We start from the raw sequence: 16,496 nt of genomic DNA, 5'->3' as shown, positions 1-16,496 counted from the left end.
CCCTCCCAGGAGTGCGCCCCTGATGAACCGAACACCCCTTCTGCTCGCCCTTGCCCTGGCCCTGCCGGCCGGCGCCGCCCTTGCCCAGGGCCCGGGCGACCCGAATGCCGTGAGCTGGTCGTACTTCGACATCGGCGCCCTGCACGTCAACCCGGACGAATCCGACCTCGACAGCGGCACCGGCCTGCAGGTGCGCGGCTCAGGCCAGATCAGCGAGAACTGGCACCTGTTCCTGGGCTGGAACCGCGTCCCCCTGGAAGGCAACCGCTCGTTCATCGGCGTCGGTGCCGTGCCGGGCGCGCTGGTGGTCGACGACGATGTCGACCGCTTCAACGTCGGCATCGGCTACAACCTGCCAGTCGGCCCGCGCACCGACCTGTTCGTGCGTGCCGCCTACGAGCGGGTCGGCAGCGCGGATTTCGCGATCACGGTCGGCAACACCACCAGCCGCGGCAAGCTGGAGAAGACCGACGGCGCCAGTGTCGAGGTCGGCGTGCGCTCGGCGTTCACGCCGCGCTTCGAGGCCGGCGCCTCGGTGCGCTACACCCGCCTCGACGACGCCGAGGTCCGCCTGGACGGCCAGCCGTTCCCGGGCGGGCAGGCCTTCATCGCCAGCAGCAGCACGACCGCGGGCGTCCTCTACGGGCAATTCAAGTTCGGCAACGGCTGGGGACTGCTGGCCGAGGCCGAGCTGAGCGGCGACTACACCACCGTGTTCGCCGGCGCACGCCTGAGCTACTGAACCCGCCGTACCGCGGCACCGGAGCGCGCCTCGGGCCTCTCCGGGCCGCTCCCGGCGACCGCCGGCAGGCTCAGGCCGGCAGGTCGCCGAATTCCGCCTTCTGCTCACGGGAGAGCAGCAGGCGGACCCCCTCGGTGGGGGTGATCTCGCCGTTCAGGGCGCGCTCCACCAGGGCGCTGATCGGCAGCTCGACACCGTGGCGCCGCGCCAGGCGCATCACTTCGCTGGCGGTCTGCACGCTCTCCACCACCTGGCCGATGCGGGCGACCGCCTCGTCCAGCGGTACGCCCTGGCCGAGCGCCAGGCCCAGCCGGCGGTTGCGCGACAGGTCGCCGGTGCAGGTCAGCACCAGGTCGCCCAGGCCGGCCAGGCCCATGATGGTCTCGGGACGGCCGCCCAGCGCGGCATTCAGGCGCAGCACCTCGGCCAGGCCGCGGGTGATCAGTCCGGCGCGGGCGTTCAGGCCCATGCCCATGCCGTCGGAGACGCCGACCGCCACCGCCAGCACGTTCTTCATGGCGCCGCCCAGGCCGGCGCCGAGCAGGTCGGTGCCGGTGTAGGCGCGGAAGGTCGGGCAGTGGAAGAGACGGGCGATTTCGGTGGCGAACCCGGCGTCGCCGGAGTGCACGGTTACCGCGGTCGGCAGGCCCTGCACCACTTCGCGCGCGAATGATGGACCGGTCAGCACCGCCTGCGGCCGGCGCTCGCCGAGGATGCCGACCGCCACCTCGTGCAGGAAGCGACCGGTGCCGGGCTCGAAGCCCTTGCTGGCCCAGACCACGCCGGCGTCCTCTGCCAGCATCGGCGCCGCCACCGCCAGCAGGTCCGCGAAGGCGTGGCTGGGCGTCACCAGCAGCAGGTGCCGGCAACCCTGGACCGCGCATTCCAGATCGGTCTCGTAGGCCAGCGTTGCCGGCAGCTCGAGATCGGGCAGGTAACGAGCGTTGCGGCGGGTCGCCGCCATCGCCGCCATCTGCGCGGCGTCGCGACCCCACAGCACGGTTTCGACGCCGTTGCGCGCCAGCAGCGCCGCAAGGGCGGTGCCCCAGGAGCCGGCGCCGAGAACGGCGACCGGGCGGCGCGCTGCGGGGCCCATGGCCGTATCAGGCGTGGCCGACCAGACCTTCGCCCTGCGCCTCGGCGGCGCGGCGACGCATCTGCTCGGCGTAGAGCTGCTCGAAGTTGATCGGCTGCAGCAGGAACGGCGGGAAGCCGCCAGCCAGCACCAGATCGCTGATCGCGCTGCGCGCGTAGGGGAACAGCGACTGCGGGCACCAGGCGCCCAGCACCGCCTGCAGGTTGGCCTCGTCGAAGCCCTCGATGGAGAAGATGCCTGCCTGCTTGATCTCGGCCAGGAACACCGTCTTCTCGTTCAACTCGCAGGTCAGGGTGACGCCGAGCACGACTTCGTAGACGGACTGCCCGATCGTGTTGACGCGCTGGCTGAGCTCGAGCTTGAACTGCGGCTGGCCCTGCTCCTGGAACACCTCCGGGGCACCGGGAACCTCGAACGAGGCGTCCTTGAGATAGATCTTCTGGATGGCCAGCTGGGCGGACGGCTGGGCGCCGGCCTGGCCGTTCGCGGCCGGGTTCTCGTTGCTCATCGGTGACTCCTGGAGGATAAGAGGGTGGCGGGTCGCCTGGACCGGCGATTATCCCACACCCGGCAGATGGGCCCGGCGGCTCGGGTTCGCAAGGGCCCGGCCGCGCCCTTGGCGCTGGCGCTGGCTGCAGTGCGCGCCGCTCAGGCCTTGCCCTTGACCAGGGGCAGTTCGGCGGCCTGCCACTGGCTGACGCCGCCGGACAGCACGTGGACCCGGTTGAAGCCGGCCTTGACCAGGCGCCGGGCCGCCGGCCCGGCGGTGATGCCATTGCGGCAGACCACAACCACTGGGCGGTCCTTGACCTTGGCCAGGACCTTGTTCTCCGGATCGAACTGGCTCGGCGCGACGTGCCGGCTGCCGGGGATGTGCGCCTTCTCGAAGTCGGCGATCGGGCTCATGTCGACCACCAGGGCATCCTCGCGGTTGACCAGCAGGGTCAGCTGCGCCGGGGTGAGTTCCTGGTAGCCACGGTTGAAGCGGCCGAGCAGCGAGACCAGCAGGTACACGGTCAGGCCAGCCATGCCGAGCACCAGCCACATCTGCTGGGCGACGAATTCTGAGAGACGATCCATGGCGGCGGATTATCCGGGAACCGGCGCGCGGCCGCCAGCCACGGCCGCCACAGGGCACGGTCGCGGCCGCCGCGAAAGCGTCGATCGCCCGGGCCCAAGCCCGGATGTTTCACGAGGATGCCTGGCGAGGCGGTCGAGATCGCTTCGTATTGCGGGCAGCGGAACGTGGGGCGATGATTGCGAAGCCGACACCAGGTCGAACGGGCCGGCGGGAGCGGGCCGCGACACGGCTCGGCGTCCGCAGCAGCGGCCCCGTGAAATGTCCGGGCCGGGCGAACCACCCGCGGCCCGGCCGCCCAGCGCGCCGGCCCTGGCCGGGCGCCCCGCCTCAGCGGCGGCGATCCAGATCGGGCAGCCCGGACACCAGCCACCAGCGTTTGGCGTCGGCGTCGTAGCGCCACTGCTCGCGATCCAGGATCGCGAACGTGGTCTGGTTGTGGCGATTCACGAACTCGATCTCGGCGAACTGCACGATGGTGCCGTCCGGCTGCGGCTCGCGGCCGCGGGCCCGATAACCGCTCACCCGCAGCTGGCGCCAGCGCTCCAGCTCCAGGGCCGGGACCGGCCGGCTGGCCAGCGTCTCCGGGTCATGGAAGGCGATGATCTGCTCGACCTCGCCCCAGCGCACCGCGCTGCCGTAGTGGTAGAGCGTCTCCTCCATGCGGTTCTTCTCGGTGCCGACGCCGCCACAGGCGGTCAGCACGGCGAACAGCAGCACACAGCCCAGGCGCATGGTCTTGGTCATCAGGTCATTCCCCCCGCGGTTCGGACGCGGCGATTGTGGCAGACCGCCGCGCCGGGTCCAGCGCCACGAAGCGGGCGGTCAGGCGCGCCGCCACGCTGCCGTCGTCCAGGACGACTTCCGCCCAGGTCGCCACCCGCGCCTTGCCGCGCGAGCGCCAGGCGGTCAGGAAGGCAGCCGCGTCGTCGTCCGTGGCCAGGCCGGCCTGGGCGCGCAGGTCCTGGAAGACCGGCGCCAGGTACTCGATGTGGCTGTCCTGGACATAGACCTCGGCGCCCTCGGCGTCCTCGCCCAGGACGGCGAGCACGCTGCCCCAGCTGGCCAGCGTGAGCAGGCTGGCCAGGCTGCCGCCGAAGGCGCAGCCCTTGTCGTTGCGGTTGTCGGCCAGGGGCGCCCGCATCTCCATGCCGCCGGCGTCGAGTCGGGTCACGGACAGTGCCATGGCCCGCGCCAGCGGGATGGCGTCGAGCAGGTGCTGCTGAAAACGGGCAGGGTCCATGGCGTGAGCGGCAACCGGTGGCGAAGGCCGGCGACTGTGCGGCGGCGGAGGCCGGCGGTCAACTGGCTGGTGGCCTGGTTCGTGGCTTGGCAATCAGGGACTCGGGGTCTGCGCGTCGGGGGTCGGGATTCTGGAGGCTGGGCGCGATCTGTCCCGCTCTCCCTTCAGCAAGGCAGCCCGGCCTGCCGGGGCCGAGTCGCCCGCACCCTGGGGCGAATCCTGCCCATTTGTTCCCGACTTCGACCCGGCTTCGCTCTGGCCCGGCCGAGCCGCCCGGGCCTAGCTTGGACAGGACGCCCAGCCGGCGTCCGCGCCGCCCCGGGCGGCGGCGCCACGAAACCCCGACCAAGGAGCGAACCCATGCGCAGTCCCATTTCCACACTCTTCGGCCTTGCCGTGCTCGCAGGCGCGTCAGCGGCATCCGCCGCACCCGTGCCCGGCAGCGGCGGCGGCTACTACGGCACCGCCTGGTTCAACACCAACCAGGGGATCGTCGTTGGCGCCTATCCGACCTGGGCCGAGTGCAACTACTACTTCCAGCAGGCGCTGAACCTTCGCGTGAACGACTGGGGCTGGACGGTGACCGAAATCAATCCATGCAGCTACCGACCGCCGTTCGGCCGGATCCGCATGGAGCGCGAACACGCGTTCGCGATCGACCCGAGCAGCCCGGAGGAAAGCCTGCAGGACGCCAACCGCGTGCTGGACGCGCTTCGCGAGGTCCGCAACCGGTACCGCGCCGACGAGTACGAGGCCGAGCTCGACCGTATCCGCTGACGCCAGCCGGGTGCGCACTCCGTGCCCCGGCGATTCCACAGGGAGCAACGCATGAAAAAGGCACTCATCGGCATCCTGCTGCTGTTGCACAGCGGCCTGGCGCTCGCCGACTACCTGGACCTGAGCGGACAACCGTACGCAACCTCGGTCAGCCTGAGCTGGAACGGCTATCCCGGCAAGACCTTCGTGGTGAAGTACAAGAAGTCCAGCGAGGGCATGTTCGCCTGGCAGACGGTCAGCAACAACGTGACCGAATCGCATGTGACGGTCGGCGCCGGATACCGTTGGTACTACTGGGTCAACGGCCTGCAATGCAACACCAGCTACGACTTCAGTGTGCGGATGAAGGGCCGCCTCGAGCGGAAGATCACCGTCCGCACGACCGGCTGCGGCAGCGTCGCCTGCCCGCACGGGGGCTGGTACGACGGCGCCAACTGCCAGATCGGCATGGCTCCGTACGGCACCACGGCCTTCATCTGGGGCGGCAACTACTACCACACCGCCCTGCCCGGCAACGCCTGCCCCTACCCGGGGAGCTGGTACGACGGCGCGAACTGCTTCGTCCAGGCGGTCCCCGCCGGGGTCACGCCGTTCATCTGGGCCAACCACTGGTACTACCAGGCGTTCCCGTAGGCGCATCGCCGTTGCCGGCGCCCTGCGCGCCGGCAACGGCGCGCCGACCGGCACCAGGCGGCGGGCAGTGACCCGCCGTGCGGCGACGAACCTCCTGACCGCACGACGCCGCCCCGGATGCGGCGCCGCGCACCGGGTTCCCAGGACTGCCGGCGCCGCTCCGAGCTGCCTTCGCGCCGGGCGTCCATAATGCGGCGATGCCCAGGCAGCACCCGGTCCACCCCACGCAGGCCCCCGGCACATTCACCGTGCGTCCGGCCGGGGAGGCGCGCGCGTTGCTGGCCGCCCTGCGCACTCGCGGCGTGTCGGCGCGCAACCTGGCAGCCGTCCGCCTGGTGGCCATCGATCCCGGCTCGGCGCCGCTGGCAGCCGCGACCGCGGCCGACCGCTGGCTGTTCACCAGTCCTGCCGCAGTCCGCTTCCTGCTGCAGGTGGCCCGCAATGCTGCGCCAGACCTGTTCGCAGCGACCGGCCCACTGGCTCGCCTGGCCGCCCAGGGCCGGGTGTTCGCGCCCGGCCCTGGAACCGTCCGGGCCCTGGCCCGTGCGGGTGTCGTCGGCGCCCGCCATCCGCTGTCTTCGCACGACAGCGAGGGACTGCTGGGCCTGCCGGCGCTGGCGCCCACCCTGACGGGCATCCTCGCCCTGGTCGGGGCGCCCGAGGGCCGCGGTGTGCTGGCGCCGGCGCTGGCCGCCCGCGGCGCGGCGGTGACCGAACTGATGGTCTACCGGCGCCAGCAGTCGGTGCCGGCCGCGGCGGCCCTGCGCGATCTGGCGGCGAGCCCCGAACCGCTGCTGGTGGCAAGCAGTGCCGCCCTGCTCCAGGCCCTGTGGCTGGCGCTTCCGGCCGGCCTTCGGGAGCACCTGCGGCGGAGCGGCCGACTGGTGGCGGCCAGCCCGCGCATCGCCGCCGCCGCGACCTCGCTGGGGCTGTCGGTCGTCGCCATCGCCGGCTCCGCGACGCCCACCGCCCTGGCCTTGGCGACCGCCGGGGTGCTCTCGCAACATTCCGGCCCGGACTCTCCCGACCGCCGGTGAGGCTGTCCCCCGCGAAGGCGACAGGGAACGGCCGCGGCGGGCGATCCACCCCGGACCACACGACGACCCGGCTACCCGGCTACCCGGCAAAGCATGATTGGCGGTACTCGCGGACGACTTGCGGGACATTCGGGTTAACATTTCGCCATGAGCGAACACGACGACATCGCGTCCCCGCCAACCACCGGCCACGCCGACGATCCGCCCCCGCCTGCCGGACGGACGACGGCACCGGAGCAGCCGCGGCGCGGAGGCGGCGTCGCCGTGCTGGCCCTCGCGTTCGCCCTGCTCGCCCTGCTGCTGGCCGGCCATGCCTCCTGGCGCGAATACCTGGCCGGACGCAGCGACGACACCAGCCAGGCGGAACTGCGCCAGCGCCTGGATGCGATCGAGACGCGGCTGACCGAAAACGAGCGGCGCGCCGCCCGCAGCAACGAACTGGCCGGCACCCTGCGCACCCAGCTCGGCGAGAGCGAAGCCCTGCGCGAACGCCTGCGCAGCGACCTGGTCGCGCTGGCCGATCGTGCCGCGCGTGCGGAGGCGATGCTCGCTGAACTCAGCCGGGAGCGGGGTGGCGCCCGCCAGCAGCTCGCAGTGGCCGATGCCGCCCTGCTGCTCGGCCAGGCCGATGCCCGCCTGCGCCTGTTCGGCGACCGTCCCGGCGCCGTCGCGGCCCTGGACCTCGCCGAACTCGCCCTTGCCCGTGCCGGCGTCCAGCACGCCGACCTGCGCCATGCCGTGATCGACGCGCGTGCCGCGCTCGACGCCGATAGCCGCCCTTCCGACGCCGCCGTGCTCGCCGAGATCGATATCCTGCTCGACGGCGTCGACGCGTTGCCGCCGATGGCTCGTGCCGGCAGCGGCGAGGACCCTTCGCTGGGCTGGTGGGCGCGCCAGTTCGATCGCCTGGACTCCCTGGTCAGCGTGCGCCGTATCGACGAGCTGACCACGGACACCACACCGGACCGGGCCGGCGTCCGTCGCGCCCTGGAACGCGCACGGCGCGCCGCCATCGACCATGACAGCGCCGCGCTGGCCACGGCGCTGGCCTCTGCACGGCAGGCGCTGACGGCCTGCTGCGAGCGCGCCGCGGCAGCGCCACTGCAAGCCCGACTGGAGCGCCTGCTGGCGATCGACTGGCATCGCGCCCGACCCGACCTCGATGCCCTGCGCCAGCAACTGGACGGCGCCGCAGCGATCGGAGCGACGCCCGAGCCCGACCCGGAACCATCGCCGCTCGAATCCTTCGATCCGATCGATACCCGACCCGGGGGCGATGCTCCGCCCGACCAGGAGCCTTCGGCATGAACATGAAGTGGTTCTTCCGCATCGTCCTGTTGCTGGCGGTCCTTCTGCTTGGCGCGCTGGGCTGGCAGTGGCTGGCGGCCGACCCGGGCCAGGTCCAGGTGCAGATCCGCGGCTACCTGATCGAGACCACGGTGGTCGTGGCCGCCGTGTTCGGCCTGCTGGCGTTCGCCGCGCTGTGGCTGCTGCTTTGGCTGCTTCGGGCGCCGCTGCAATGGCTGGCCGGGCGGCGGCGGCGGCGCGCCCGGCACGCCTTCGCGCAGGCCGAGCTCCGGCTACGCGAGGGCCTCTGGGGCAAGGCCGAGAAGCTGTTCCTGCGCGCCGCCGAGGATCCGGACTTCCGCATCCCCGCCCTGCTGGAGGCCGCCCAGGCCGCGCACAGCCGTGGCGATGCCGAACAGGCGCAGGCCCATCTGGCGCGCCTGGATGCCGAACCGGAAGGTCGCCGACTGGTCCAGCTCGAGCGGGCGCGCGAGGCCCTGGCCAGCGATCGTCCCGAAGAGGCCTGCGCACTGCTGGCCGGCGTCGAGGCGCTGCCGCCCAGTGGCATGCTGCTGCGTGTCCAGGCCCTGTGCGCCAGCCACCGGGCAGGCGAAGCGCTGGCCCTGCTGCCGGAGCTGCACCGCAGCCACCTGCTGGACGGCCTGGCCTGGGCCAAGCTGGAGCTGGCAGTCGCCCTGCAGGCGATCGCCGATACCGGCGACCGTGCCACGCTCGAGCAGGTCTGGGCCGGCCTGCCCAAGGGTCTGCGCCGCACCGGCACCGTGCTGGAGGCCTACGTCGACCGCGTGCTCGGCCTGGGCGGCGGCGGCGATGCCGCGGCGCTGATCGAGGAGCACCTGCGCCAGGACTGGTCGGAGGCCCTGGTGCGCCGCTACGGGCAGCTCGAGCAGCCCGAACCGGCGCAGCGCCTGCGCCAGGCCGAGAAGTGGCTGACCAGCCATGCCGACAGCATCGGCCTGCACCTGGCGCTGGGCCAGATCAGCCTGCAGCAGGAGGCCCTCTCCCAGGCCGAGGAGTTCCTGGGTCACGCCCTGGCGCTGGGCGGCGACGGCGCCGCCTGGGAGCTGCTGGCCGAGGTCTACAGCCGCCAGCAGCAGGCCGAGCGCGCCCGGGTGGCGCTGGGCAACGCGCTGCGCCTGCGTCGCGGCCTGCCGCCGATGGCGCTGCCCGGGGTCGCGGCGCGCGCCGAGCACCTGGGCCTGTTCGCGGTCGCCGAGGAACGCAGCGAGCACGGCGTGCCGCGCCTGCCTGGCGGCCACTGATCTGCCCTTCCGGGTCCGGCCGCCTGCCGGCGGCCATCGCGCGCTGCCGGGGCGCACCGGCCGGGCATGTTTCGATACCGGCTCGCCTTGCCCGAGCATAACCGTCCGTGCATTTCGTGGACCGTGCGGTCGCCGCAGGCACGGCGCGGACACCCGCCAGCGGCCCGGACACGCGCCACCCTGATCTCCGGGTGGCAAGGCGACCGGCGCGCGGACCCCCTGGAATCGGTCAAGATGGCGCTGGCCGGCGGCGTCCGCCCCGGCGCCACTATCCGGGAGCCGCGCCATGACCCTTGCCGAGACCTGCATCCTGATCGCCGCCGTGATGCCCTACCTGTGGGTGGGCGTCGCCAAGTTCAGCCGCGGGGGTGCCGGCCGCTACGACAACGCCGCACCGCGCGAGTACCTGGGCAGGGTGCAGGGCCTGGCGGCACGCGCGCACTGGGCGCACCTCAACGCCTTCGAGGCGTTCGCGCCGTTCGCCGCCGCGGTGCTGGTCGCCGAGAAGGCCGGCGTCGCCCAGGGCACCGTCGACACCCTGGCGATCGCTTTCATCGCCGCCCGGATCGTGCACGGCCTGCTGTATCTGGCCAACCAGGCGATGCTGCGCAGCCTGGCCTGGACCGCCGGCTTCGCCTGCGTGGTCGCGCTGTTCGTGGCCGCCGCGCGCGTCTGAGCCTGCGGCCGCGTCGCCGACCGGTCGCCACGGCCGGTCCGCGACGACGGGCGCCTGCCCGATTTCCGCCACATTCCGCCTCGTGCCTGTCTGATGACCCGGGCACAGTCCGACCGACTGGACGAGGCGGAGGCAGGACATGCAGCGGCGCGCGTTTCTCTGCGGCGGGGGACTGGCCTCGATGGCGGTTGCGGCCCTGTTGCCGCGCGCGCTGACCGCCCGGGCCGTGGCGGCGCCGGTGCGGGCGGAGGCGCTGACCTGGTTGCGCGAGGTCGCCGCGGCCACCCAGGGGCTGCGGGGCGGCAGCCTCGCACAGGCGGACTGGCAGCAGGCCCTGGCCGATCTGTTCGCGCGGGTTCCGCTGGCCGACCTGCTCGCCAGCATCGATTTCCCGGTCCTGGCGGCCGCACTTTCGCTGCCCGGGGACCGGGCGGGGACGATCGATCCGACGCTGCCGGACATCGCCGGGTTACCGCGCTGGCCCGAGTGCGGGCTGCGCCTGTTCGGCATGGCGCGCGGCCGCGCCATCGTTCCGCATGGCCACGCCAATATGGTCTCGGCGCATCTGGTGGTGCAAGGCGAGATGCACGTGCGCCACTACCAGCGCGAGCGCGACGAGGACGCCGCCCTGGTACTGCGGCCCACCATCGACCGTCATTCCGGACCGGGCGAGGCGACCACGGTGTCCGACCACCACGACAACGTGCATTGGCTGGTCGCCCGGTCCGCCGCCGCCTACACGCTGGACTTCATCGTCCTCGACCTCGATCCGGGCCGCACCACCCGCTGGGGCGATTTCGTCGACATCCGCGCCGCACAGCGGCTGGGCGACGGCCGCCTGCGGGCGCCGCGGATCGACTTCGCGACCGCGATCGCCCGGTATGGCCGCGACGAGACATAGCGGCCAGGGCGGGCCCGCCGTGGGATCGCCGCCACCATGATCGATGTCGTCGTCGTGGCCGTCCTGGCGCTGGCGCTCGCCGCCTGCGCGCTGGCGCTGCTGTCGCGCCTGGCCGCAGCGCCTGGCCGCGACGCACGCCTGCGACGGCGCGCCGCCTGCCTCGTGCTGGCAGTCCCGGCTGCCCTGCTGATCGCCTGGCAGGTCTCGGATTCGCGCAGCCTGCAATGGCCCGGCACCCTGGTGAAGAGGGTGGAGGACGCCCCCGGTCTGATCGCGCTCAGTTTCGACGACGGCCCGAGCGCGCAGGGCGGCGCGGCGGTGCTGGACCTGCTCGAGGCCCTCGAGGTGCGCGCCACCTTCTTCTTCACCGGGCAGGAACTGGCCGGGCAGCCGGACCTGGCCCGGCGCTTCGTCGCGGCCGGCCATGAACTCGGCAACCACGGCTGGTCGCACCGGCGCATGCTGTTCCGCTCGCCTGCCTGGATCGCCTCCGAGATCGAGCGCACCGACGCGCTGATTCGTGCCGCCGGCCAGGCCGGGCCCGTCCTGTTCCGGCCACCGTACTTCCGCCGACTGCCCGGGCTGTCCTGGTACCTGCACACCCGCGGCCGGGCGGTGGTGCTGGCGGATGTCGAGCCGGAATCCTGGCCGGGCGTCGGCGCCGACACCGAGGCGATCGTGCGCCACGTGCTCGACCGCGCCCGGTCCGGGTCGATCGTGCTGCTGCACGTTATGTACGCAAGTCGGCAGGCCTCGCTGCGGGCGGTGCCCGGCATCGTCGAAGGCTTGCGCGCCCAGGGCTACCGCCTGGTCACCGTCTCCGAACTGCTCGCCGCCGGCGGGCAAGCGCTGCAGCGCTGAGCCGGTGGCGACGCCGTCCAGGCTGAGCCGCTGCCCGGCTGCCGCCGCGGCGGGTCGTGCCAGCTGTGCAGTTGGAGGGCGAGCGCGCCTACCTGCGCGGGCTGTTCGGTGTGTCCTACGGACCGCGTTGAACGCGCGCGCCGGCCCCGCGCCTTCAGCTCGCGCGATCCAGGCAGCGTCGCGCCGCCGGCCCGATCGCTTCCAGCCAGGCGCCATACTGCGCCGCGGACGGATGCAGCCCGTCGTCGACCAGCATCGCCGGCGCGCCACCGCAACGCCGGCTGGCCGCGGTGACGTCGACCCAGGCGATGTCGCGCAGTTCGCACAGCTCGCGCTGCGCGGCGTTGTAGGCATCGATCCGGCCGGCGATCGCCTCGCTGCCGCGGGCGTCGCCGGCGGCGAACGGGGTCACGCCCCAGTCCGGGATCGACACCACCAGGACCCGGCGCGGATCGCCATCGGCGAACGCCACCGCCCGGCTCAGCAGCACGTTGAAATGCGGCAGGTGCTCGGCGACCTCGCGGCCGCGGTACTGGTCGTTGACGCCGACCAGCACCGTCACCAGCGCATACGGCGGCGCCAGCGACGCCTCGTCCAGGGCCGCCAGCAGCTCGTCGGCGCTCCAGCCGGTGCGGGCGACGACGTCGGGCCGCGGCATCGCCAGCTGCTGCGCCAGCCGGAACGGCCAGGTCGCGACCGCCTCGACGCCCTCGCCGATGCTGTAGGAATCGCCCAGCGCAAGCAGACCGGAGGCCATCGACCGGCCTCAGGCGGTCAGCGCCAGGGGTGCGGCCTCGGCCGCGCAGCGTTCGAGCTGGCGTTCGATCCGGACCAGCACCTCGGCCATGACCTGCGCCTGCGGCAGCAGGGTGAGGCGGACATGGTCGCTGCGTTCGATGTTGAAACCGCGCCCAGGCACCAGCAGCACCGATTCGTGCTCGAGCAGGTCGAGCGCGAACTGCTGGTCGTCGATGCCGTCCACGCACAGGCGCGGGAAGGCGTACAGGGCGCCCTGCGGCGTCACCAGGTCGATCAGGTCGCTGGCGGCGCAATGGTCGAGCAGCACCTGGCGGGTGGCGTGCAGGCGGCCGCCCGGCGCGGTCAGCGCCTCGATGCTGCGGTCGCCGGCCAGCGCCGGCAGCACCGCCCACTGGCCGGCGACGTTGCTGCACAGGCGCAGGGCCGCCAGCAGCTCGAGCCGTTCGCGCAGGGCCAAGGTCGCCGCCGGCGCGCCGGACACGCTGAGCCAGCCGACCCGGTAGCCGCAGGCGCGGTGCACCTTGGACAGGCCGCCGTAGCTCAGGCAGGGCGTGTCGCCGGTGAGCGCGGCCAGGGGCGTGGCGACGGCGCCGTCGTAGGTGATGCCGTCGTAGATCTCGTCGGCCAGCAGCAGCAGGCCATGGCGCTGCGCCAGCGCGACCAGCGCCTGCAGCAGCGGCCGCGGATAGACCGCGCCGGTCGGGTTGTTGGGGTTGATCAGCACCAGCGCGCGCGTGCGCGGACCGACCAGGGCCTCGATGCGCGCCGGGTCGGGCAGGAAGCCGTCGGCGGCGGCGCACGGGTAGTAGACCGGCACGCCCTCGTTGAGGCGGACCGCGGCGCTCCACAGCGGGTAGTCGGGCGCCGGCACCAGGACCTCGTCGCCGCCGTCGAGCAGGGCGCGCAGGCTCATGTCGATCAGCTCGCTGACGCCGTTGCCGATGAACACGGTGTCTGCCGAGACCGCCCGCGCGCCGCGCGCCGTCTCGCGGGCGGCGATCGCCTCGCGCACCTGCGGCAGCCCCTGCTGGTGGCAGTAGGCCTCGCTGGCGCGCAGGCCGGCGGCCACCGCGCGGTGCAGGGGTTCGGGTGTCTCGAAGCCGAACGCGCCGGGGTTGCCGATGTTCAGGCGCAGGATCTGCCGGCCCTCGCGCTCGAGCTGATGGGCGCGCCGGCTGAGCGGGCCGCGGATGTCGTAGCTGACCTGGTCGAGGCGCCGGCTGGGCCGGATCGGGTGCGGCATGGTGGGCCCGAGGCGGGTGAAAGACGCGCAGTGTAGCCGCGCGGGCGCGCGCGGCAACGTCCGGGCCGCCGGGCGGACCGCTCAGGCGCGGCGCAGGGCCAGCGCCGCCAGCGCCGCCAGGAACAGCTCGGTGGCCAGCGCCAGGCCCAGGAAGCTGCTCCACTCTCGGTCCAGCGCCAGGCCCAGCAGACGCGCCGCGGCCAGGCCGCCGAACACCGCCAGCACCAGCCAGAGTCCGTCGCGGTGCCGGCGCCGGTCGCGCAGGCAGGCCAGCAGCACCGCCGCCAGGCCGAGCTCGAGGCCGCCGTAGAAGGTGCGCAGCTCGGTGCGGGCGCCGACCCCCTCCATCGCCAGGCCGGCCAGGGCCAGCGTCTGCACCGGCACCAGCAGGAAGGCGAGGCCGAAGCCGGCCAGGCCCAGGACGGCCAGGAACAACGTAGACTTCACCAGCATGAGCGCTCCCGACCTTCGGCGATGACCGCGACGCTGAACCAGCCGGCATGAATGCCGCGTCATGAGCGACGCCGTCGCCCTGGCCACGATCGGTTGGCAGCCCGGGCACGCGCTGCCCACGCTGTCCGGCGACCAGCGCCTGGTCCGGGTGATCGAGCAGCACCGCAACGGCTTCGTCGTCCACGACGGGGTCGCCCCGGCCCGGGCCGAGGCGCCGCGCGGCCTGGTCGCCGGCAGCGACGGCACGCCGGTGCGCCCGGCGGTCGGCGACTTCGTGATCGCCGCCGGGCAGAGCGAGCCGCTGGCCCTGCTCGCCCTGCAGCCCCGGCGCAGCGTGCTGCGCCGCGGCGCCGCCGGCGAGCGCTACCGGCAGCAGGTACTGGCCGCCAACATCGACCTGGCCGTGGTGGTGATGGGGCTGGACGGCGACTACAACCCGCGTCGGCTCGAGCGCTACCTGGCCCTGGTCGGCGCTGCCGGCATCGAGACCGTGGTCGTGCTGACCAAGGCCGATCGCCACGAGGACGCCGCGCAGCGCTGCGCGGCGCTGGCGGCGCTGTCGGCGCCGGTACCGGTCTGGGCGGTCAACGCCAAGGATCCGCAGGCGCTGGCGCCGCTGGCGGCGCGCCTGGGTAGCGGCCGCACCGGCGTCCTGCTGGGTTCCTCGGGCGCCGGCAAGTCGACGCTCAGCAACAGCCTGATGGGCACGGTCCGCCAGAAGACCGGCGATGTCCGGGCCCACGACAGCCGCGGCCGCCACACCACCACGGTGCGCTCCCTGCTGCAGCTGCCCAGCGGCGGCTGCCTGATCGATTCGCCGGGCATGCGCGAGCTGAAGTTCACCGGCGACGAGGCGGTCGAGGTCGAGTGCTTCGGCGAGATCGACGCCCTGGTCGACCAGTGCCGGTTCCGCGACTGCCGGCACGAGGGCGAGCCGGGCTGCGCGGTGCAGGCCGCCATCGCCGCCGGCCGCCTCGACCCCGGGCGCCTGGCGCATTTCCGCAAGCTGTCTGGCGAGCGCGATGCCGCCGCCGCGCAGCGCGACGCGCTGGCCCGCAGGGCCGGCGAAGGCGGCCCCGGCCGCGCCCAGGGCCGGCGCGCCACCGAAAGACCGACCCGGCGGTGACCACCCTCGACCACCTGGCCAGCCTCGATGCCCGCCTGGTCGCCGCCGTCCGGCCGTTGCGCCTGCTCGCCGCGGCCAGCTGGCCGGCCAGCGTCCAGGCCGGCTTCCTGGCCGGATGGCGCGGCGGCGAGCCGGTGCTGCCGAAGGTCGAGTACCCGCGCCTGGAACTGGCCGAGACCCGGCGCGAACTCGATGCGGTCGCCGGTGCCGCCGATCCCGGTCACCCGGTCGGCGCCTACCTGCGGCGCAGCGCAGGCGCCTGGCACCTGGCCGCCGAGATCATGGAGGCGCTGGGCAGCCACCAGGTCGGTAGCCTGTCGGCACGGCTGTACGGCACCCCGGGCGAGGCCCTGCCCGGCAGCGACTGGACCAACGTCGATGCCGCCGGCCTGTTCACCGTGCTGGCCGACGAGCTCGATGCCGAGCTGGACGATGCCGACAGCCAGGCGGTGATCCCGGCCGGGCAGGTGCGCGATGCCCTGCAGGCCCAGGTCGACCAGGTCTTCGACCGGCACCGGGTCGAGGTGGTGCTCGATCCCGACCTGGTCGCCAAGGCCGCCGCCGGCCCGGCGCGGATCCGCCTGCGCTCGGGCAGCCGGTTCTCGGCAGCCGACCAGCGCCAGCTGTTCGAGCACGAGGTGCTGGTGCACACGCTGACCGCCATCAACGGCCGCGAGCAGCCGCACCTGAAGAGCCTGGGCCAGACCTCGCCACGGGTCACCGCCACCCAGGAAGGACTGGCGACCTTCGCCGAGCAGATCACCGGCTGCATCGACATCCGGCGCATGAAGCGGATCTCGCTGCGCATCCTGGCGATCCAGCGGGTCCAGGGCGGGGCCGACTTCGTCGAGACCTTCCGCTTCTTCCGCGACGCCGGCCAGGGCGCGACCGACAGCTTCGCCTCGGCGATGCGGGTGTTCCGCGGCGTACCGGTGACCGGTGGCAGCGCCTTCTGCAAGGACACCGTCTACCTGCACGGACTGCTGTCGGTGCACACGTTCTTCCGCTGGGCGCTCAAGCACCGGCGCCTGAACCTGCTGCACTGGCTGTTCGCCGGCAAGCTGGCCCTGCAGGACGTGCTGGCGCTGCAGCCGCTGTTCGAGTCCGGCTGGATCGCGGCGCCGACCTACCTGCCGCACTGGGCCGAGCGCACCGGCAACCTGGCCGGCCTGCTGGCGTTCTCGCTGTTCGCCAACCGCATCCGGCTGGACGCCCTGGCCGCCGAGGACATCGTGGTCGGGGTCTGAACCCCGAAGGCCGGGGCCGGCGCCGTGCGATCATTGCCGCCCGCCCGACCCCCG

General features: G+C 73.3%; 19 protein-coding genes. 11 read left to right on the top strand and 8 right to left on the bottom strand.

All coding sequences use genetic code 11. The features are described 5' to 3' along the window. Positions 1–22 precede the first annotated feature (22 nt). On the top strand, positions 23–742 hold the full coding sequence (locus KF823_03055; protein ID MBX3724875.1) for an outer membrane beta-barrel protein: 720 nt from the start codon (positions 23–25) through the stop codon (positions 740–742). A 70-nt stretch (positions 743–812) separates the two neighbouring features. On the opposite strand, the gene KF823_03050 is transcribed toward KF823_03055, so the two are convergent. The 5 genes from KF823_03050 to KF823_03030 all read right to left on the bottom strand — a co-directional run bounded on the left by KF823_03050 (position 813) and on the right by KF823_03030 (position 4,159). Next, entirely contained in the window at positions 813–1,838 is a 1,026-nt protein-coding gene (locus tag KF823_03050) for an NAD(P)-dependent glycerol-3-phosphate dehydrogenase (protein MBX3724874.1), read from the bottom strand. 7 nt (positions 1,839–1,845) lie between these two features. Further along, a complete protein-coding gene (gene secB / locus KF823_03045; GenBank protein MBX3724873.1) occupies positions 1,846–2,346 on the bottom strand; it encodes a protein-export chaperone SecB in 501 nt (166 codons plus the stop codon). Between the two features lie 140 nt (positions 2,347–2,486). Continuing rightward, entirely contained in the window at positions 2,487–2,918 is a 432-nt protein-coding gene (locus tag KF823_03040; GenBank protein ID MBX3724872.1) for a rhodanese-like domain-containing protein, read from the bottom strand. A gap of 328 nt (positions 2,919–3,246) precedes the next feature. Next, a complete protein-coding gene (locus KF823_03035; protein ID MBX3724871.1) occupies positions 3,247–3,663 on the bottom strand; it encodes a hypothetical protein in 417 nt (138 codons plus the stop codon). 4 nt (positions 3,664–3,667) lie between these two features. Next, positions 3,668–4,159, bottom strand: a complete 492-nt coding sequence (locus tag KF823_03030; protein MBX3724870.1) for a YiiD C-terminal domain-containing protein — start codon at positions 4,157–4,159, stop codon at positions 3,668–3,670. Positions 4,160–4,519: 360 nt separating this feature from the next. Between KF823_03030 and KF823_03025 the strand changes: the two genes are divergently transcribed. The 8 genes from KF823_03025 (at position 4,520) to KF823_02990 (ending at position 11,614) form a co-directional block, all read left to right on the top strand. Then, positions 4,520–4,936 (top strand): hypothetical protein, encoded by a 417-nt coding sequence (locus KF823_03025; GenBank protein MBX3724869.1) that lies wholly within the window; start codon positions 4,520–4,522, stop codon positions 4,934–4,936. Positions 4,937–4,987: 51 nt separating this feature from the next. Continuing rightward, positions 4,988–5,569: a fibronectin type III domain-containing protein gene (locus tag KF823_03020; GenBank protein ID MBX3724868.1), complete on the top strand. Its 582-nt coding sequence runs from the start codon at positions 4,988–4,990 to the stop codon at positions 5,567–5,569. Positions 5,570–5,766: 197 nt separating this feature from the next. After that, positions 5,767–6,606, top strand: a complete 840-nt coding sequence (locus KF823_03015) for a uroporphyrinogen-III synthase (GenBank protein ID MBX3724867.1) — start codon at positions 5,767–5,769, stop codon at positions 6,604–6,606. Positions 6,607–6,753: 147 nt separating this feature from the next. Then, on the top strand, positions 6,754–7,914 hold the full coding sequence (locus KF823_03010) for a uroporphyrinogen-III C-methyltransferase (GenBank protein ID MBX3724866.1): 1,161 nt from the start codon (positions 6,754–6,756) through the stop codon (positions 7,912–7,914). Next, positions 7,911–9,176, top strand: coding sequence for a hypothetical protein (locus KF823_03005; GenBank protein ID MBX3724865.1), 1,266 nt, complete (start codon positions 7,911–7,913; stop codon positions 9,174–9,176). Before KF823_03010 ends, KF823_03005 begins: the two co-directional genes overlap by 4 nt. A gap of 286 nt (positions 9,177–9,462) precedes the next feature. Then, complete coding sequence (locus KF823_03000) at positions 9,463–9,852, top strand: MAPEG family protein (protein MBX3724864.1); 390 nt, start codon at positions 9,463–9,465, stop codon at positions 9,850–9,852. 139 nt (positions 9,853–9,991) lie between these two features. Further along, positions 9,992–10,753, top strand: a complete 762-nt coding sequence (locus KF823_02995; GenBank protein MBX3724863.1) for a hypothetical protein — start codon at positions 9,992–9,994, stop codon at positions 10,751–10,753. Positions 10,754–10,789: 36 nt separating this feature from the next. Beyond that, positions 10,790–11,614: a polysaccharide deacetylase family protein gene (locus tag KF823_02990; GenBank protein ID MBX3724862.1), complete on the top strand. Its 825-nt coding sequence runs from the start codon at positions 10,790–10,792 to the stop codon at positions 11,612–11,614. Positions 11,615–11,768: 154 nt separating this feature from the next. On the opposite strand, the gene KF823_02985 is transcribed toward KF823_02990, so the two are convergent. The 3 genes from KF823_02985 to KF823_02975 all read right to left on the bottom strand — a co-directional run bounded on the left by KF823_02985 (position 11,769) and on the right by KF823_02975 (position 14,069). Next, positions 11,769–12,371 (bottom strand): SGNH/GDSL hydrolase family protein, encoded by a 603-nt coding sequence (locus tag KF823_02985; GenBank protein ID MBX3724861.1) that lies wholly within the window; start codon positions 12,369–12,371, stop codon positions 11,769–11,771. A gap of 9 nt (positions 12,372–12,380) precedes the next feature. Further along, positions 12,381–13,616 carry an aminotransferase class I/II-fold pyridoxal phosphate-dependent enzyme gene (locus tag KF823_02980; protein MBX3724860.1) on the bottom strand — a complete coding sequence of 412 codons (1,236 nt, stop codon included), beginning with the start codon at positions 13,614–13,616 and terminating at the stop codon, positions 12,381–12,383. A gap of 81 nt (positions 13,617–13,697) precedes the next feature. Next, positions 13,698–14,069: a DUF4345 family protein gene (locus tag KF823_02975; GenBank protein ID MBX3724859.1), complete on the bottom strand. Its 372-nt coding sequence runs from the start codon at positions 14,067–14,069 to the stop codon at positions 13,698–13,700. 61 nt (positions 14,070–14,130) lie between these two features. Here KF823_02975 and rsgA point away from each other — a divergent pair, with 61 nt between their 5' ends. Continuing rightward, a complete protein-coding gene (gene rsgA, locus KF823_02970; GenBank protein ID MBX3724858.1) occupies positions 14,131–15,195 on the top strand; it encodes a ribosome small subunit-dependent GTPase A in 1,065 nt (354 codons plus the stop codon). Then, positions 15,192–16,442, top strand: a complete 1,251-nt coding sequence (locus KF823_02965; protein MBX3724857.1) for a DUF1704 domain-containing protein — start codon at positions 15,192–15,194, stop codon at positions 16,440–16,442. The genes rsgA and KF823_02965 overlap by 4 nt, the downstream gene beginning before the upstream one ends. Positions 16,443–16,496: the final 54 nt, after the last annotated feature.

The sequence above is a fragment of the Lysobacterales bacterium genome (assembly GCA_019634735.1).
GTDB lineage: Bacteria > Pseudomonadota > Gammaproteobacteria > Xanthomonadales > UBA2363 > Pseudofulvimonas.
This window is presented reverse-complemented; position numbering and strand designations above follow the sequence as displayed.

Excerpts from the sequence above, each read along its gene's own strand:
- KF823_03025 (MBX3724869.1), top strand. The coding sequence starts at position 4,520 with ATGCGCAGTCCCATTTCCACACTCTTCGGCCTTGCCGTGCTCGCAGGC.
- secB (MBX3724873.1), bottom strand. The coding sequence starts at position 2,346 with ATGAGCAACGAGAACCCGGCCGCGAACGGCCAGGCCGGCGCCCAGCCG.
- KF823_03010 (MBX3724866.1), top strand. The coding sequence starts at position 6,754 with ATGAGCGAACACGACGACATCGCGTCCCCGCCAACCACCGGCCACGCC.
- KF823_03015 (MBX3724867.1), top strand. The coding sequence starts at position 5,767 with ATGCCCAGGCAGCACCCGGTCCACCCCACGCAGGCCCCCGGCACATTC.
- KF823_03055 (MBX3724875.1), top strand. The coding sequence starts at position 23 with ATGAACCGAACACCCCTTCTGCTCGCCCTTGCCCTGGCCCTGCCGGCC.
- KF823_03050 (MBX3724874.1), bottom strand. The coding sequence starts at position 1,838 with ATGGGCCCCGCAGCGCGCCGCCCGGTCGCCGTTCTCGGCGCCGGCTCC.
- KF823_03030 (MBX3724870.1), bottom strand. The coding sequence starts at position 4,159 with ATGGACCCTGCCCGTTTTCAGCAGCACCTGCTCGACGCCATCCCGCTG.
- KF823_02980 (MBX3724860.1), bottom strand. The coding sequence starts at position 13,616 with ATGCCGCACCCGATCCGGCCCAGCCGGCGCCTCGACCAGGTCAGCTAC.
- KF823_02990 (MBX3724862.1), top strand. The coding sequence starts at position 10,790 with ATGATCGATGTCGTCGTCGTGGCCGTCCTGGCGCTGGCGCTCGCCGCC.
- KF823_03040 (MBX3724872.1), bottom strand. The coding sequence starts at position 2,918 with ATGGATCGTCTCTCAGAATTCGTCGCCCAGCAGATGTGGCTGGTGCTC.
- rsgA (MBX3724858.1), top strand. The coding sequence starts at position 14,131 with ATGAGCGACGCCGTCGCCCTGGCCACGATCGGTTGGCAGCCCGGGCAC.
- KF823_03005 (MBX3724865.1), top strand. The coding sequence starts at position 7,911 with ATGAACATGAAGTGGTTCTTCCGCATCGTCCTGTTGCTGGCGGTCCTT.
- KF823_03000 (MBX3724864.1), top strand. The coding sequence starts at position 9,463 with ATGACCCTTGCCGAGACCTGCATCCTGATCGCCGCCGTGATGCCCTAC.
- KF823_03035 (MBX3724871.1), bottom strand. The coding sequence starts at position 3,663 with ATGACCAAGACCATGCGCCTGGGCTGTGTGCTGCTGTTCGCCGTGCTG.
- KF823_02985 (MBX3724861.1), bottom strand. The coding sequence starts at position 12,371 with ATGGCCTCCGGTCTGCTTGCGCTGGGCGATTCCTACAGCATCGGCGAG.
- KF823_03020 (MBX3724868.1), top strand. The coding sequence starts at position 4,988 with ATGAAAAAGGCACTCATCGGCATCCTGCTGCTGTTGCACAGCGGCCTG.
- KF823_02975 (MBX3724859.1), bottom strand. The coding sequence starts at position 14,069 with ATGCTGGTGAAGTCTACGTTGTTCCTGGCCGTCCTGGGCCTGGCCGGC.
- KF823_02995 (MBX3724863.1), top strand. The coding sequence starts at position 9,992 with ATGCAGCGGCGCGCGTTTCTCTGCGGCGGGGGACTGGCCTCGATGGCG.